General features: G+C 65.7%; 15 protein-coding genes. 12 read left to right on the plus strand and 3 right to left on the minus strand.

Annotation, left to right across the window (positions count from 1 at the left end):
• Nucleotides 1-22: 22 nt before the first annotated feature.
• From gluQRS to NFG57_RS19090, 10 genes are all read left to right on the plus strand, one after another.
• Nucleotides 23-940 carry a tRNA glutamyl-Q(34) synthetase GluQRS gene (gene gluQRS, locus NFG57_RS19045; RefSeq protein WP_348814963.1) on the plus strand — a complete coding sequence of 306 codons (918 nt, stop codon included), beginning with the start codon at nt 23-25 and terminating at the stop codon, nt 938-940.
• Between the two features lie 7 nt (nt 941-947).
• Nucleotides 948-1,124, plus strand: a complete 177-nt coding sequence (locus NFG57_RS19050) for a hypothetical protein (RefSeq protein ID WP_045993292.1) — start codon at nt 948-950, stop codon at nt 1,122-1,124.
• Nucleotides 1,114-4,110, plus strand: a complete 2,997-nt coding sequence (locus tag NFG57_RS19055) for an ATP-binding protein (RefSeq protein ID WP_348814964.1) — start codon at nt 1,114-1,116, stop codon at nt 4,108-4,110. The genes NFG57_RS19050 and NFG57_RS19055 overlap by 11 nt, the downstream gene beginning before the upstream one ends.
• Nucleotides 4,088-5,482, plus strand: coding sequence for a sigma-54 dependent transcriptional regulator (locus NFG57_RS19060; protein WP_108448695.1), 1,395 nt, complete (start codon nt 4,088-4,090; stop codon nt 5,480-5,482). The genes NFG57_RS19055 and NFG57_RS19060 overlap by 23 nt, the downstream gene beginning before the upstream one ends.
• 1,122 nt (nt 5,483-6,604) lie before the next feature.
• Nucleotides 6,605-8,011 carry a polynucleotide adenylyltransferase PcnB gene (gene pcnB, locus NFG57_RS19065; RefSeq protein ID WP_045993295.1) on the plus strand — a complete coding sequence of 469 codons (1,407 nt, stop codon included), beginning with the start codon at nt 6,605-6,607 and terminating at the stop codon, nt 8,009-8,011.
• A 5-nt stretch (nt 8,012-8,016) separates the two neighbouring features.
• Nucleotides 8,017-8,535 (plus strand): 2-amino-4-hydroxy-6-hydroxymethyldihydropteridine diphosphokinase, encoded by a 519-nt coding sequence (folK, locus tag NFG57_RS19070; protein ID WP_045993296.1) that lies wholly within the window; start codon nt 8,017-8,019, stop codon nt 8,533-8,535.
• A 205-nt stretch (nt 8,536-8,740) separates the two neighbouring features.
• Nucleotides 8,741-9,532, plus strand: coding sequence for a 3-methyl-2-oxobutanoate hydroxymethyltransferase (panB, locus tag NFG57_RS19075; RefSeq protein WP_045993297.1), 792 nt, complete (start codon nt 8,741-8,743; stop codon nt 9,530-9,532).
• A 10-nt stretch (nt 9,533-9,542) separates the two neighbouring features.
• Complete coding sequence (gene panC, locus NFG57_RS19080) at nt 9,543-10,391, plus strand: pantoate--beta-alanine ligase (protein WP_348814965.1); 849 nt, start codon at nt 9,543-9,545, stop codon at nt 10,389-10,391.
• 11 nt (nt 10,392-10,402) lie between these two features.
• Complete coding sequence (gene panD / locus NFG57_RS19085) at nt 10,403-10,783, plus strand: aspartate 1-decarboxylase (RefSeq protein ID WP_045993299.1); 381 nt, start codon at nt 10,403-10,405, stop codon at nt 10,781-10,783.
• Between the two features lie 41 nt (nt 10,784-10,824).
• Entirely contained in the window at nt 10,825-11,199 is a 375-nt protein-coding gene (locus NFG57_RS19090; protein WP_045993300.1) for a translation initiation factor Sui1, read from the plus strand.
• 35 nt (nt 11,200-11,234) lie between these two features.
• On the opposite strand, the gene NFG57_RS19095 is transcribed toward NFG57_RS19090, so the two are convergent.
• The gene (locus tag NFG57_RS19095) at nt 11,235-12,119 is read right to left on the minus strand and encodes an NAD-dependent protein deacetylase (protein WP_108132172.1); all 885 of its coding nucleotides are present in this window, start codon (nt 12,117-12,119) and stop codon (nt 11,235-11,237) included.
• A gap of 165 nt (nt 12,120-12,284) precedes the next feature.
• On the opposite strand from NFG57_RS19095, the gene NFG57_RS19100 reads away from it, so the two are divergent.
• Nucleotides 12,285-13,202, plus strand: coding sequence for a nuclease-related domain-containing protein (locus NFG57_RS19100; protein ID WP_045993302.1), 918 nt, complete (start codon nt 12,285-12,287; stop codon nt 13,200-13,202).
• On the opposite strand, the gene NFG57_RS19105 is transcribed toward NFG57_RS19100, so the two are convergent.
• Nucleotides 13,199-13,960: a ribonuclease I gene (locus tag NFG57_RS19105; RefSeq protein WP_239452533.1), complete on the minus strand. Its 762-nt coding sequence runs from the start codon at nt 13,958-13,960 to the stop codon at nt 13,199-13,201. The two genes, NFG57_RS19100 and NFG57_RS19105, sit on opposite strands and share 4 nt — an antisense overlap.
• A gap of 133 nt (nt 13,961-14,093) precedes the next feature.
• On the opposite strand from NFG57_RS19105, the gene NFG57_RS19110 reads away from it, so the two are divergent.
• Entirely contained in the window at nt 14,094-14,873 is a 780-nt protein-coding gene (locus NFG57_RS19110) for a hypothetical protein (RefSeq protein ID WP_213229402.1), read from the plus strand.
• Nucleotides 14,874-14,982: 109 nt separating this feature from the next.
• Here the strand turns inward: NFG57_RS19110 and NFG57_RS19115 are convergent, their stop codons facing one another.
• Nucleotides 14,983-16,701 (minus strand): BCCT family transporter, encoded by a 1,719-nt coding sequence (locus NFG57_RS19115; protein ID WP_348814966.1) that lies wholly within the window; start codon nt 16,699-16,701, stop codon nt 14,983-14,985.
• Nucleotides 16,702-16,868 lie beyond the last annotated feature (167 nt).

Here is a 16,868-nt window from a genome sequence, read left to right on the forward strand (position 1 = left end):
TCCCGATAGCGCTGGAGCCCCCATGCACCACGTCCATGGTCGCTTTGCCCCCACCCCCTCAGGTCCGCTTCACGCCGGCTCGCTGGTGGCCGCGGTGGCGAGCTATCTGGATGCGCGTAGCCAGCAAGGCCGCTGGAGCCTGCGCATCGAGGATGTCGATCCCCCCCGCTGCCCTCCTGGCAGCGTCGATACCATCCTGCGCCAGCTCGAGACCTTTGGCCTCGCCTGGGACGGCGAGGTGCGCTACCAGAGTCATCGCCATGACGCCTATGCACGTGCCCTTGCGCGGCTGACCGAGCAGGGCATGGCCTACCCCTGCAGCTGCTCGCGCAAGCAGTGGCGGGACTACGGCATCTATCCAGGCTGGTGCCGCGACGGCGTATGCCAGCCCGAGGCCCCGCAGGCCTGGCGCCTGCGCAGCGACCTGGGGCAGCGCCCGGTCAGCTGGCACGATCGGTTGCAGGGTCTGCAGCGCTTCGACCCTGCCGCCCTGGGTGACGTCGTGCTCAAGCGCAAGGACGGCCTCTGGGCCTACCAGCTGGCGGTGGTGGTGGATGATATCGACCAGCACATCACCGACGTGGTGCGCGGCGCCGATCTTCTCGACAACACCCCCTGGCAGCTGCAGCTGCTCGAAGCCCTCGGTGCCGAGCCGCCGCGCTACCTTCACCTGCCGCTGGTGATAGGGCAGGATGGGCAGAAGCTGTCCAAGCAGAACCTGGCCCGACCGCTGCCCGAAGATCCCCGTGACGTACGCCGGCTGCTGCATGCCACCCTGGCACTGCTGGGGCAGTCCCCCGACCCGGCGGCGAGCGAGGCGCCGGTGGCCGAGCAGCTCGAGGCCGCCTGCCGCCGCTGGCGTCCTCGACAGATCCCCCGCGCAGACATCGCCTCGCAGGGGCTGCAAGTGGACGGCGACGACGCTGACACCAACGAGTGAGCCTGCCATGTACGTCTACCGCATCATGCTGCTGCTTGTGTTTTGCGGGTATCTGCTCTCGCCGCTGCTGATGACCGGCTGGGGCCAGCCTGGCAACGCCTGGTACCGCCCGTTCCTGATCTGGGGGGCACTGATCGCCCTGACGCTGTGGCTCGAGCAGAAGCGAGCGCTGGATGAGCGCTGAGCTCGTCTCCCTTGTACTGCTGGGGCTTGGCTACCTGTCGGCACTGTTCGCCACCGCCAGCGCGGTGGAGCGCGGCTGGATTCCGCGGCGGCTGGTCCATCACCCACTGATCGGCATCCTGGCCCTGGGCGTCTACGCCAACGCCTGGGCGGTGATCGGCAGTCTTGGCGTGGCCCACCAGCGGGGATTTGGTTATCTCGCCTACTACCTGGGTGCCGCCGGCGCCTTTGTGCTGGCACCGGTCCTGCTGCTGCCGTTGCAGCGCATGACGCGAACCCACCAGCTGTCTTCTCTGGCGGACCTGTTCGCCTTTCGTTTTCGCTCCCGCTGGGTCGGCACCTGCGTCACCCTGCTGAGCCTGGTGGCGGTCATGCCGCTGCTGGCGATGCAGGTGGAGGCCATGAGACATGCCATCCATCGCTACACCGACGCTGCCTCTCCAGGCCTGCTGTCGCTGTTGCTGTGTGCCTTGATCGCACTGTTCGCGATACTGTTCGGCGCCCGTCATACCCACGTCCATCGGCGCTACGACGGCTTGACCGCCGCCATCGGCCTGGAGTCGCTGATCAAGCTGGTCGCCTTTCTCGCCCTGGGCGCCTTTGCGCTCTACGCCATCTTCGACGGCCCCGGCGACCTGCAGCACTGGCTGGACGGGCCCGGCCGCGTCCACCAGGCACAGGCGAGCCAGTTCGATGCCGCCCAATGGAGAACCCTGCTGCTGCTGTTCTTCGCCGCTGCGCTGCTGATGCCTCACATGTTTCACGTGACCTTCGCCCGCCCGCTCAGTCGCCGAACCCTGCTCAGCGCGGGCTGGGGGCTGCCGCTGGTGCTGCTGCTGATGGCACTGCCGGTGCCGCTGGTGCTGTGGGCCGGTCAGCGCATGGGGGTGGCCGATGATATCCAGGGGGCCGCCTACGTCATCTTCGCGCTGTCCGATAGCCCCGCCGTCACCGCCCTGGCCTTTGTCGCGGTACTGGCCGCCACCTGCGGCACCCTGATCCTGAGCGCGCTGGCGCTCGCCGGAATGGTGCTGAACCATCTGGTGCTGGTCGCCCATCCCCCGGTGGAGCACCCCGACCTCTATCGCTGGCTACGCTGGCTACGGCGCGGCCTGATCGGCGCCATCATTCTCACCGGCTGGCTGTTCGCCCAGGCCGTCGACGCCAATACCGAGCTGACCCGACTGGGGCTGGTGGCGGTGGTTGGCATGGCTCAGTGTCTGCCGGGTCTGCTGGCCCTGCTGTACTGGCCCGGTGCCAACCGCAAGGGGGTGATGACCGGCCTCGGCCTGGGTGTGGCGATCTGGTGTGCCGGCCTGTGGCTGCCGCTGCTCAGCGACCTGCCGCCGCTGCTTGCGCCGCTGGACGCCTTGCTCGGGCTTCTCGGCGACGAGGCTGTCACCGACTCGCCCGCCTGGTATCCGGTCGCCCTGGTATCGCTTGGCGTCAACGGCCTGAGCCTGATTCTGGTGTCGCTGATCACCCCCACCTCCGCCGGAGAACGAGCGGCCGCCGAGGCCTGCTCGGTGGATGCGGTCATCCGCCCCAAGCGCCTGCCGCTGAATCTGGCCGACGGTGATGACGTCAGGCGGCGCCTGGCCATGGCGCTCGGCGACGAGGTCGCCGAGCGCGAAGTGACCCGGGCGCTGGCAAGCCTCCATCAATCTGCCAAGGATGCCAGGCCCTACGCGCTGCGACGTCTGCGCGACCGTATCCAGGCCAACCTGTCCGGCCTGATGGGCCCATCGGTCGCCCAGGACATCGTCGATCACTACCTGCCCTATCGGCGCGATGGGCGAGTGCCGAAGGAAGATATCCACTTCGTCGAAAGCCGCCTGGAGGCCTACCGATCTCGCCTCACTGGCCTCGCGCGGGAACTCGATGAGCTGCGACGTCACCATCGCCGCATGCTGACGCGACTGCCTGTCGGGCTGTGTGCCTTCGGTGACGACGGCGAGGTACTGATGTGGAACGACGCCCTGGCCGAGCTCAGCGAGATTTCCGGCGAGGAGATCATTGGCGCCCATCGCCAGGCCCTGCCCGCGCCCTGGGCCGAGCTGCTCGGGACCATTCTGGAAAGCGACAAGGACCGGCTTTACCAGGAAGCTGTGGAGCTGCCCCGGGGGTTGCGTTACGTCAGCCTGCTCAAGGCCAGCCTGGTGGACGAGCCGGCGGCAGACGCCGCTGGTGGCACGGTCATCCTGGTCGAGGACCACAGCGAGATGAAATGGCTGGAGAACGAACTCATCCACGCGGCTCGCCTCGCCTCCATCGGCCAGATGTCCGCCGGCGTGGCCCACGAGATTGGCAACCCCATCACCGGCATCTCATCGCTGGCCCAGAACCTGCGCTATGACACCACGGATCCCCACGTGCTCGAGACCGCCGAACAGATCCAGACACTGACCAAGCGCGTGTCGCGTATCGTTGGCTCACTGGTGGGCTTTGCCCACGGCGGTCGCCACGTCACCGGCAGCGACTTCGCGCCGGTATCGGCCAGGCATCTGGCCGACCAGGCGCTGCACTTGCTCAAGCTGGCCCGCAAGAGCGACGATGTTCGCTACGACAATCGCTGTCCGGCGCGGCTCGACATCACGGGAGACGAGCAGCGCCTGCTGCAGGTATTGATCAACCTGCTGAGCAATGCTCGTGACGCCAGCCCGGCCAACGGCCTGGTGGTCATCGACGCCGGCGAGGAAGGTGAGCGTCACTGGCTGTCGGTCACCGACCAGGGGCCCGGCATCGATCCTAGCGTGCGCGAAAACCTGTTCGAGCCCTTCACCACCACCAAGCCGCCAAGCCAAGGTACCGGTCTTGGTCTCGCCCTGGTGGTAAGCATCGTGGCCGAGCACCAGGGCAAGGTCGAGGTGGAGTCGCCCCTGCCGGGGCAGGCCGGTGGCACCAGAATTCAGGTATGGTTACCTTCTCCCGATGTCCATCGACCTGCCGGGGATATGCCGATCCATGAGCCGAATCCTGATCGTTGAAGACGAAGCCATCATCCGCAGCGCCCTGCGCCGCCTGCTCGAACGCCACGACCACCGCGTGTGCGAATGCGAGTCGGTGGAGCAGGCATGCGGGCAGGGCTTTGGCGAGTACGACCTGATCATCAGCGACCTGCGCCTGCCCGGTGCACCCGGCACCGACCTGATCAAGGCCGCCGCCCCCTGCCCGGTACTGATCATGACCAGCTACGCCAGCATGCGCTCGGCGGTGGATGCGCTGAAACTCGGCGCGGTGGACTACGTCGCCAAGCCGTTTGATCATGATGAACTGCTGGAAACCGTGGCTCGAGTACTGCACCGCCAGGCGAGTCAGCGCAGCACGCCGCCCGCCATCGCCGACGAGGGTGGACGGCGCCACACCATGATCGGCAACTGCCCGGCGATGCAGGCGGTCTACACCCGTATCCGCAAGACCGCCCCGGCAGACGTGACGGTACTGATTCAGGGTGAATCCGGTACCGGCAAGGAGCTGGTGGCCAAGGCCCTGCACCAGCAGAGCCGCCGTGCCGAGGCGCCGCTGGTCTGCGTCAACTGTGCAGCCATCCCCGAGACGCTGATCGAATCTGAGCTGTTCGGTCATGAGAAGGGCGCCTTTACCGGGGCCAGCGCCATGCGTACCGGACTGGTCGAGGCCGCCGACGGCGGCACCCTGTTCCTCGACGAGATCGGCGAATTGCCGCTGGACGCCCAGGCCCGATTGCTGCGGGTGCTGCAGGAAGGCGAGATACGCCGCATCGGTTCGGTGGAGACGCGCCACGTCGACGTTCGGCTGATCGCTGCCACCCACCGTGACCTGCGCGCCCTGTCACGCAGCGGAGACTTCCGTCTCGATCTCTACTACCGCTTGAACGTCATGCAGATCGACCTGCCTCCGCTGCGCGAGCGCGAGGACGACATTCTCGAGATTGCCGACGTGCTGCTGGCCAAGGCCTGCAAGCGCCACGCCCGCGACGGTCTGCACCTGTCTCGCGCCGCACGGCGGGACATCGCCGACTACCCCTGGCCAGGCAACGTCAGGGAGCTGGAAAATGCCCTGGAGCGTGGCGTGATCCTCGCTGAAGGCCAGTTGATCCATCCGGACGACCTGGGCCTGGCAACGGTGCCGGTAACGCGCCCGCCCAGTCCCCCCAAGGAGGCAGCCACGTCACTGGAGGCGCCCGCCTCCGAAAGATCCGACACGGCTACCGAGGACGACCTGTCGCTGGAAGACTACTTCCAGCACTTCGTACTCGAACATCAGGACCAGATGAGCGAGACGGAGCTGGCCAACAAGCTGGGAATTTCACGCAAGTGCCTGTGGGAGCGCCGCCAGCGTCTGGGCATCCCGCGCAAGAAGGCGGCGCGGCGCCACTGACGCGAGACCACAGGCTCGACACCCTGGGGCCCTGGCCCCGCGCTTCGCCCCGGCCTCCCTTGGGCCACTCACCTTGCCCTCCCTTCGACTCACCCCTCGACTCACCCCTCGGCTCGCCCTTGCCTGCCGCTTCCTGCCATGCCCCCTGCTTTGGTTCATTCGACCATGGTGCAAGTGTCTGTAGCGATCAATACAGGCATTGTAGGCCCTGCACGCCAGCTACCTCTTGATGCACCGGTTGTTACCATCCCACACAGGGGAGTGCGCCAAAATGGGTAGCCCGAGGTAACACAAATGACCCGGCGGCTTGCTTCGAACCAACGACAATGAAGCAAGTGGCTGATAAAAAAGAAAAAAATCAAAGTAGGCACGACAACTGCAGTAAGTCTGGGCAAGAACAACAAATTCCGGCGATCGTGGGCAGCCAACAACAATAACCTGCACTGCCACGATCGAATCCGCCGCCCCAACAACAACAACGCTTCCAGGTGAAGCAGGCGGATTGGGCACTAGGCACCGCAGCCTTGACAACAACAATACGGACCTGCGGAGCTATCACTCGTCGAACAACAACAAGACGACGAGGCCCGGAGTACCAGGACGCGACGCGCCAACGATGACCGACCAACAAGAACAACAGGGTCGTCAGAGCGCACTCCCGGCAACAATGCCAATAATCCGGGAGGAGGCATGATCCCATGCCGTCGTGGTTGGACTATTGTTTTGAATACGAGACGGTCGCCGTCAGGAGCGCCAATAACAACAACATCATTGCTTGCCTGAAACTCCTTGGTGACTGTGGTGCGTATTCAAGGCGATGCGCCATCACGAAGAAAAATTAGCAGCACGGACGCTGCATCCTGCTTTGATGGGGAGGCCCTTGGCCTCCCCTTCTGCTGTCTGGCCTCCGAGCATCAAGCCAGTCGTTGCCCCGCCAGACGAGACAGCCCCCAAGGGCGAAATCGCCATGGGCAACAAGACGCTTTGCGCCTCTTCGCAGCTCGAACACTGCGCCGACTGTCGTCCTTGACACCCGAGCGGCTTTGACCACTGCGCTTTGCAAGGCCGGGAGCGTCCGCTACACTCATCACCTTTCCGTACCCCGCGAGTCCAAATCGCCGCATGATCAAAGGATTTACCCGCTTTCTACAGAGCCCAGGCGAGCACTTGAAGTCGCTGTTCGGCGCTCAGGAAGCCGCCGCAGGACCGCCGATGCCCCGCGTACTCACACGCGACGAACACCCCGTGTCCCGTCGCCAGTTCAGCGAAGCCTCCCTCAAGGTGCTCTACCGCCTGCACAACGCCGGCTACGAAGCCTATCTGGTCGGAGGCTGCCTGCGTGACTCCCTGCTCGGGATCGCTCCCAAGGATTTCGACGTGGCCACCGACGCCACGCCGGAGCAGGTCAAGCAGCTGTTTCGCAATTCACGCATCATCGGCCGTCGCTTCCGTATCGTGCACGTGCGTTTCGGCCGCGAGGTCATCGAGGTCACCACCTTCCGTGGCAAGCCCCGTGACGACCACGGCGAGCATGTCGCCTCCCAGTCCGATGACGGCCTGCTGCTGCGCGACAACGTCTGGGGCAATATCGAGGAAGACGCACTGCGTCGCGACTTCACCGTCAACGCCCTGTACTACAGCATTGCCGACTTCAGCCTGCATGACTTCGCCGGCGGGGTCGACGACATCGAGTCGCGTACCCTGCGCCTGATCGGCGACCCGGAGACCCGCTACCGCGAGGACCCGGTGCGCATGCTCAGGGCCATCCGCTTCGCCGCCAAGCTCGACTTCGATATCGCCCCGGATACCGAGGCGCCGATCGCCGAGATGGCGCCGCTGCTGTTGCAGATTCCTCCGGCGCGGCTATTCGACGAGATCCTCAAGCTGTTCCTGTCCGGCGAGGGTCTGACCACCTTCCGTCTGCTGCGGGACTATGGCCTGTTCGCGATGCTGTTCCCCGAAGCCGACGAGTGCATGGCCGAGCTACCCTGGGCCGAGCCGCTGATCGAGCAGGCACTGGAAAGCACCGACCGTCGCATTCGCGAGGATCGCCCGGTCACGCCCGCCTTCCTGCTGGCCGCCTTCATGTGGGGGCCGGTGCAGTTGCGCCAGCGTGATCTCGAGGCCGACGGCATGCCTCCCGTTCCGGCCCTGCAGACCGCCGCCCAGCAGGTCATCAGCCGCGAGCTGCAGCACGTATCACTGCCCAAGCGCTTCAGCATGCCGATGCGAGACATCTGGGACCTGCAGCAGCGTCTGCCGCTACGTCGTGGCAAGCGTGCCTTCCAGACCCGTGACCATCCGCGCTTCCGTGCCGCCTACGACTTCCTGCTGCTGCGCGAGGCCGCCGGCGAACTCGAACCGGGACTGGGTGACTGGTGGACCGCCTTTCAGGAAGCCGACGAGCACGAACAGCGCCGTCTGCTGGGCAAGGTAGGCGCCGACCCTGCCGGCACCGCCGCCCCGCGCAAGCGCCGTCGCCGGCGGCGCAAGCCGCGCCCGCAACAACCGCCGCAGTCGGACGAGTGAGCCAGGTGGGGCGCCATACCCAGGCCTTTATCGGCCTCGGCAGCAATCTCGACGCCCCCCGTCGTCAGGTCGAGCAGGCTCTCGAGGAGCTCGACCGGCTGCCGTTGACGCGTCGAGTCGCGGCCTCTCGGCTGTACGCCAGCCGCCCGGTCGGTCCCCAGGACCAGCCCGACTACGTCAACGCCGTGGCCGAACTCCACACCCGGCTGTCGCCGCTGGCCCTGCTCGACCAACTACAGGCGCTGGAGCAACGTCATCGACGCGTACGCCAGCGCCACTGGGGGCCCCGCACCCTGGATCTCGACCTGTTGTGGATGGGCAACGCCGAGTGGCGCCACCCGCGCCTCACGCTGCCACACCCGGAATTGGTAAACCGCGCCTTCGTGGTACTGCCGCTGGCCGAGATCGCCACAGACCTCAGATTGCCCGACGGTCAGACCCTGGCATCGCTGGCCGAGCGCTGGAACGGCGCCCTCACCTCGGGTGATCTATCCCCATTGAACGCCACCGAGGCCGTTCGCTGAGCACCTGGACCCCAGGTGGCCCGAAGCCTCCAGGCACTCACTAGACGCCGATCGACCTCTACCACTTTGGTCGCTGTTACCTTGAACCCTGCTCTGCCTTGGTCAACGTTACCTATCGACACAGATTCACCCATCGGTAACAATCCGCGGTGATCACTCTGGGGCGGTCATAGAAGTCGCCCCACCGCCAACACGAGAACACGCCATGACTTCCGTCACCCTGAGCTCGCTGAAGGCTCGCAAGCGCGCCGGTGAACCCTTCAGCTGCCTGACCGCCTATGACGCCTCCTTTGCCGCCGCCGCCGGGCGCGCCGGCATCGACGTGCTGCTGGTCGGGGATTCCCTTGGCATGGTCCTGCAGGGGCACGACAGCACCCTGCCGGTCACCATGGACGACATCCTCTACCACACCCGCTGCGTGGCACGCGGCAAGGGCGACAGCCTGCTGATGGTCGATCTGCCATTCATGGGCAATCCCAGTCGCGAGCGCCTGCTGGACAACGCCGCCGCGCTGATGCGGGCCGGCGCCGAGCTGGTCAAGGTCGAGGGTGAGGGCTGGATGGCCGATGACATCCGTGAACTCACCCGTCGCGGGGTGCCCGTCTGCGCCCATCTGGGGCTGACCCCCCAGACCGTGCATCAGCTCGGTGGCTACAAGGTCCAGGGACGCGAGGCCGAAGCCGCCAGCCGTATCCTCGAGGACGCCCGAGCGCTGGTCGAGGCCGGCGCCTCGGTGATCCTGCTGGAGTGCGTGCCGGCGAGTCTCGGTCGTGCCGTCAGTGAAGCTCTGGAAGTGCCGGTGATCGGTATCGGCGCCGGCCCCGACACCGACGGCCAGATCCTGGTGATGCACGACGTGCTCGGCGTGACCCACGGGCGGACCCCGCGCTTCGTCAAGAACTTCCTGGCCGAAGCCGAGGACATCGAAGGCGCCTTCCGTCGCTACCACGAAGCGGTGCTGGCGCGGGAGTTCCCGGCTGCCGAGCACTGCTTCTAGGAGGTCTGCGATGCACGTCCATTCCGCCATCGCCAAGCTTCGCGAAGCGCTCGCGCCTCACCGCCGCAGTGGTGCCCGCATCGGCCTGGTGCCGACCATGGGCAACCTTCACCAGGGCCACCTGGCGCTGGTGGAAGCGGCCCGCGAGCGCTGTGACCTGGTGGTCGCCTCGATCTTTGTCAATCCGCTGCAGTTCGGCCCCAGCGAAGACCTGGACAACTATCCGCGCACCCTCGAGGCGGACCTGGCCAAGCTCGAGGCCGCTGGCTGCGACATGGTGTTCACCCCGACCCCGGCGACCATGTACCCCGACAGCCTCGACGGCCAGACCCTGGTGCGGGTACCCGAGGTCAGCGAAGGCCTGTGTGGCGGCGCCCGACCCGGCCACTTCGACGGCGTCTCGACCGTGGTCAGCATGCTGTTCCATATCGTCCAGCCGGACGTCGCCTGCTTCGGCGAAAAGGACTACCAGCAACTGGCGGTCATTCGCCGCATGGTCCGCGACATGCACATGCCAATCGAGATCGTCGGGGTGCCCACGGTGCGCGAGGCCTCGGGTCTGGCGCTATCGTCGCGCAACGGCTACCTGAGCGAGGCCGAGCACGCCACCGCCGCCGAACTGCAGGCCACACTGGCAATGCTTGCGCGCAGCCTCGAGGCCGGCGCCGACATCGACGCCACCCTGACAGAGGGCCGCGCGCGTCTGGCCTCCCACGGCTTTGCTCCCGACTATCTGGAGCTGCGCGCCCGTGACCTCGGCGCGGTGACCGCCACCACCCGTGACGCCATCCTGCTGGTGGCCGCCCGTCTCGGCGCCACGCGACTGATCGACAACCTCACTGTGACGCTACCTCGATAGGAGCCCCCTAGATGTACACCATCATGCTCAAGGCCAAGCTGCACATGGCTCGCGTGACCCACGCCGTGCTCAACTACGAAGGCTCCTGCGCCATCGACGGTGAACTGCTCGACCTCGCCGGTATCCGCGAAAACGAACAGATCCAGATCTACAACGTCGAGAACGGCCAGCGCTTCACCACCTATGCCATCCGTGCCGAGGAAGGCTCCAAGGTGATTTCGGTCAACGGCGCCGCTGCCCACCTGGCGAGCGAAGGCCAGCGCGTGATCATCTGCAGCTACGCCCACTACAGCGACAGCGAACTCGACCAGCACAAGCCCTCCCTGGTCTACCTCCAGGAAGGCAACGAGATCAGCCACACCAGCAACGCCATCCCGGTCCAGCTGGCCTGATTCGACCGCACCATCGCACCACCCGACAGGAGCGCACCACCATGGCATCGCTGAAGGAACAACTCGGCTCGCTGGTCTACTCCACCGAACACGGCGACATCTGCCCGGACTGCCGTGAACCGAAGGACGCCTGCCGCTGCGACGAGATCCAGGACCAGGCGCGCCTGGCCAGCCTGGATGGGGTGGTGCGAATCCGCCGGGAAACCAGCGGACGCAAGGGCAAGGGCGTCACCACCATCGACGGCGTGCCGCTTGCCGACAAGGAGTTGAAGGCCCTGGCCAAGGAGCTGAAGAAGCGCTGCGGCACCGGTGGCGCGCTGAAGGACGGCGTCATCGAGATCCAGGGCGACCATCGCCAGGTGTTGAAAGACGCCCTGGAGAAGAAAGGCTACAGGGTCAAGCTGGCCGGAGGCTGAGCTCTGGCTCGTCTAAGAAGTGGCTGGGGCGGCGCCTAGCCCAGATCCTGGACCAGCGCTTCCAGCGCCTGATCCGCCGGGGCCTCGAGCTTGACGTCGAACAGTTCATCGGCGCGGGTGCGCCCCAGATTGATGCAGGCCACCGGGCGTCCCGCCTTCACGCTTTCGCGCACGAAGCGAAAGCCGGAATAGACCATCAGCGAACTGCCGACCACCAGCAGGGCGTCGCTGTCCTCGAGCAGCCCTCGGGCGCTGGCCAGCGTCGCCGCTGGCACGTTGTCGCCGAAGAACACCACATCGGGCTTCCAGATACCGTCGCCACAGCGGCCACAGGAGGGCACCCGAAAGCTCGAGAAGTCCGCCTCCAGGTCCGCATCGCCATCCGGCGCAGGCCGCACCGGAGACGTTTGCGCCACCCACTGCGGATTGCAGCGTGCCAGCTCATCGTGCAGGGCATGGCGCATCTGGCGCGCACCGCAGCTCATGCACACCACCAGATCCGCCCTGCCGTGCAGATCGATGACCCGCCGGGTCCCCGCGCGCTGGTGCAGACCATCGACGTTCTGGGTGATCACCCCGGAGACCTTGCCGCGCAGTTCGAGCTCGGCGATGGCCCGGTGCGCCGCGTTGGGGCTGGCCTCATTGAGCACACGAAAGCCGATCATCGCCCGCGCCCAGTAGCGCTGACGCGAGGCGTGGCGAGACATGAAGTCGCGATGGTCGATCGGCGGCGAACGCTTCCACTCGCCCTGGGCGTCGCGATAGTCGGGGATACCGCTGGCGGTGCTGATGCCGGCGCCACTAAGCACCGCGATGCGCCGGTGACGACAGACGAGAGCGTACAGCGCATCCATCGCCGACGCTGACGCGTCTCGGTTGACGCAAGTTCGAGCCTCGCTACCGCCGCCGACATTCGTCATTGCTCCTCCCCTTGTGACCGCGCACCAACACCCGGGGCAGGCCCGTCAGCCCAGCCCCCAAGGCCAAGACTACCCCCGGGCGATCGATAAGACCAAGGGCGCCATGGCCCAACAGGCACGTCGTTGTCTACAATGGACGGGATTCTTCACGGGCAAGGAGTGCCGATGGCCTGGCTGGACTACCTGCTGCCGCTGTTCTTTCTGTTCCCCCTCGCGGCGGCCGCCACGGTGGTGGTGGCACTCCGAAGCCTGCACGACGCGCGAGTACGCTCGCCGTTCGACGCCCATCCACTGCGTGAGCCTGGGCAGGCCCTGCGCGATCGGCTGGATCGCGCCTTCGCCACCCTGTTCCTCAACGCCGCCCTCGGCCCCGTACTGGTGCTGACCCCACTGGTCTACGGCATGGGCAGGATGCTGTTCTCGCGCCACCAGAACTGGATCGAATGGGCGCTCTACGGTGTGCTGTGCACACTGCTGGCGATCGTGGTCAGCTTCCGACTGATGCGTGACTACCAGCGTATCCGTCGACTGAAGCTGGGGCTCGCCTGCGAACTGGCCGTGGGCCAGGAGCTCGAACGCCTGATTCGTCCCGAAGCCCACCCCTACTTCGTGTTCCACGACGTACCCGCCGACACCTTCGTGATCGACCACGTGGCGATCACCCCCCACGCCGTCTTCGTCATCGAGACCCGTGCCCGCACCCCGGCCATCAGTCCCGCCGGCGAGACCGAGGACACCGTGGTGGTCGAACACGAGCGCCTGCGCTTTCCCGGCTGGATGGAGCGACGCCCCCAGCGCAAGGCCCGCCAGGCCACCCGCTGGGTCGCTTCCTGGCTATGTCGCGAACTGGGGCAGCCGGTGCCGGTCAAGGGCATCCTTGCCCTGCCCGGCTGGAAGATCGAACGTGAGGTCCCCGACGACGATCTTGCCGTGGTCAGCGGAGAAGGGCTTGCCGCCCATCTGACCGACGCCTGCCCTGGTATCGCGCCGATGGATCCGACGCTGCACGACCGGGTCATCGAGGCCTTGAACCGGCGAACACTGACGCGGGAACTTGGCCACCTGGAAGGCCCGTCCATCTAGAAGCGGCGCAGCTCGATCCGGCTGGGGCAGCGTCCATGATCCACCGGAGCGAAGCTCTTTCTGGCCGGGAAGTCATCGATATGCTCCGCCTCCAGGCCGATGCGCACCTCGGTGAGCAGTCGGTTGCCCGAGCCCCCGCACTGCAGCGACAGGGAGCTGCCGGTACCCCGGCCGAAAGCCTCCTCGAAGGCCGCGATCAGCGCATTGCGCCTGACCGTCGAACCTCGGTTGTCGCGCATGAAGTCCCCCAGGGCCCCGGCGTTGACGATCTCGGTCAGCGCCAGGGCACCGTCGAAGAAGTCATCATCGCTGATCGACAGGCAGGCACCGTGCTTGGCGTACTCGTAACGGTCGAGGCAGCTGGCCCTGCCGGGCATGGCGTCGTCGAGCTCCTGTTCAAGCGATGAGCCGATATCGATGGCAGGCCCTGCCTGGCAGAAATCGCCCGCTGGCCTCGGGCGTTCAAGAAAGCAGCCCTGGCGGCGCCACTCGCTGACACTGACGCCCTGTGAGATCAGCCTGACGGGGCGTGACGGCCACAGCCCGTGGATCACGAAGCCATCGTCGGCCCCGACCATCAGCGACGGATCCCGGCACTCTCGTGGCGGCTGACGACGGCTGGCGCAGAACCCGGGATGCCAGGTCAGCGCCAGCACATAATGATCGAAGTGCTCTCGCTCGAGATCCTCCAGTGCCTCACGCTGCTCCTGCGGCTCGTGGGCCTGGGCGCCAGCGACCATGGTGAGGGCCAGCAGCACCGCAGCCAGCGCGCGCCATGGTTGCCGTCGACGGGCTCCCCGGCCGCCCTGCCGCCTTGCAATCGGCGACCACAGTTGGCAAGGTGCGCCGCCTCGCTTCAATCCTCTTTCGTCTTTCTCGGATGACTGTCTCATGAACCTGATCACCTTCGATCCGTTACGGAGTCTGGGGGTCCCGGGGGCGCGATACATCAAGCCTGAGCACATGAATGACCATCGCCAGGCCCTGGCCGATGCCGACGCCCTGCTGTTCCCCGAATACTGGCAGATCAATGCCCTGGCCTACGGCCTCAATCCGCGCGTCTTTCCCAGTCTACCCAGCTATCACCTGGGTCACGACAAGATCGAACAGACCCGCGCCTTCCAGGCCTGCTGCCCCGAGGCAACGCCCGATACCGCCATCCTCGGGGTCAATTCAGACGCCATCCACCAGGTGGAGGCGCGCTTCGGCTACCCGTTCGTGGTCAAGCGGGTGCGCAGCTCCATGGGCGAGGGCGTGCGCCTGATTCGCTCCCGCGAGGCGCTGATCGATCACCTGTCCAGCGAGAATCTGCTCTACGCCCAGCGCTACCTGCCCATCGAACGCGACCTGCGCATCGTGGTGGTCGGGCGCAGGGTGCTGGCCGCCTACTGGCGCGAGAGCCCGCTGGGCGACTTTCGCACCAATGTGGCACGCGGCGGCGAGATCCGCCACGACCCGGTGCCGGCCTCCGCCATCGAGCTTGCCACCACCCTGGCCCAGCGCCTGGGCATCGATCACGCCGGCTTCGACATCGCCATGGTCGACGACGCCCCGATGGTGCTGGAGTTCAACCGCCTGTTCGGCAACCAGGGCATCGACTCCCCCGAGACCAGCGTGGGAGAGGCGATCCTCGAACACCTCGAGCAGGATAGCTGGCGCCAGGCGGCCTGATCCTTGCTGGTCGCCGCTCTCGGAGCTATCCCCCTTCACAGGATCGACCACAAGAAAACGGGCCACCGTCGCAATGACGGTGGCCCGGGCAGTCGGCGTTGAGCGCTGATTACAGCCGTGAAGGATGGCTCGCCGGGTCGCCCTCCTGGTGGGGCTTGTCGTCATGATCGACACCGTGGTGCTCCCCTTCCGGCAACTCCCAGGTGCCTTCCTCGGTCCAGGGATCATCCTCGGGGAATTCCTCGATATAGATTTCCTTGTCGGTGTAGTCGGGCTGATAGCGCAGATCGTAGTGGGCCGCCCGGACGGTCGAGATGCACAACAACAGCGCCACCAGCAGCAAGGGCACCCCCCCTACCACCGAGGCCGTCTGCAGGGTCTCGAGTCCACCGATGAACATCAGCACCGCCGGCATGAACGACAGCGCAAAGGCCCAGAACAGTCGATTCCAGCGCATCGGTTCCTCGTCGACCTCCTTCTGTACCACCGCCGCCAGGATGTAGGAGATGGAGTCGAAAGTGGTGGCGGTGAAGATCAGCGCCAGCAGGGTGAAGGCGAAGATCACCAGGTAGCTCAGCGGCAGGGTCGACAGGGTAGCGAAGATCGCCGCCGTGGGGCTCTGCTCATTAAGGATGGTGACCAGATCCAGGGTGCCGGACAGCTGCAGGTAGAGACCGTAGTTGCCGAGGATGATGAAGAAAAGGGCGCATCCCAGGGTACCGAAGAAGATCGAGCCCGCGACCATGGAGCGGATGGTGCGGCCGCGGGAGATGCGCGCGATGAACAGGCCGACGCTGGGGGCGAACACCAGCCACCAGGCCCAGTAGAAGATGGTCCAGTCCTGAGGGAAGTGGGTGTCCTGGAAATTCTCGAAGCGGGCGAAGGGCTCGGTCCAGGTGCCCATGTGCACCAGATTGCTGAGCACCCTGCCAAGGGCATCCAGGCCGGTGCTGGCCATGAACTGGGTCGGCCCGACGATGAAGACGAAGGTCAGCAGCGATACCGCCAGCCAGAAGTTGATGTCCGACAGCACCTTGATGCCCTTCTTGAGGCCGACGAAGGCGCTGTAGCCGAAGACAACGGTACACAGCATCAGCACGAAGATGCGCGTCGCCAGGGTCTTCGGAAAACCGAACAGCTCATGCAGCCCCTCGTTGATCAAGGGCGCCGCCAGTCCCAGGGTGGTGGCACCGCCGCCCAGCATACCGAACACGAACAGCACGTCGATCAGCTTGCCCGGCCAGCGGTGGGCTCGGCTCTCGCCCAGCACCGGCATCAGCGCCTCGCTGATCTTGAGCACGCTGTGATTGCGCACGTAGTAGAAGTAGGCAATGGGAATCGCCGGGATCAGATAGATCGACCAGGCCACCGGCCCCCAGTGGAAGATACCGTAGGCCGCCGCCCAGCGTGCCGCATCCGGCGACTGAGGTTCCACATGGAAGGGTGGCGCCTGGTAGTAGTAGATCCACTCGATCATCGACCAGTAGAGGATCGAGGCGCCGATACCGGCGCAGAACAGCATCGCCGCCCAGGACAGGGTCGAGAACTCCGGCTGCTCCTCAGGGTCACCCAGCTTGATCTGGCCGATATCGCTGAACACGATGAACAGCATGAAGCCGCTGGCCCCGAGCCCCAGGGCCAGATACAGCACACCGAGCTCATTGGTAATGAAGTTCTTGGCCGCGATGACCCAGGTTGCTCCCTGTTCGGGGAACACCACCAGAGGCAGAGTGACAGCAAGGAGGAGAAACAGCGAACCGAAGAAGGTGGGCTTGTCGATCGCATCAAAGCCTTGATCGGAAGAGGCGGGGGAGGATTTCCTTTTCACGGGCCATACCTTGTTATCGTTTTCCCCAGTATAAGCAGTCTTGCTGCATCAAACGTCATCCATTGACTTAGGCCGTGCAGCGACAAACGCCCTATCGTCCGCCGCTGGACTCTGTTGGCCGGAACGCCCTGGTTCAATCACCCCGCGCTTACCGCCTGAACACACTC

The sequence above is a fragment of the Halomonas sp. H10-59 genome, from assembly GCF_040070555.1.
Taxonomy (GTDB): Bacteria; Pseudomonadota; Gammaproteobacteria; order Pseudomonadales; family Halomonadaceae; genus Halomonas; species Halomonas litopenaei.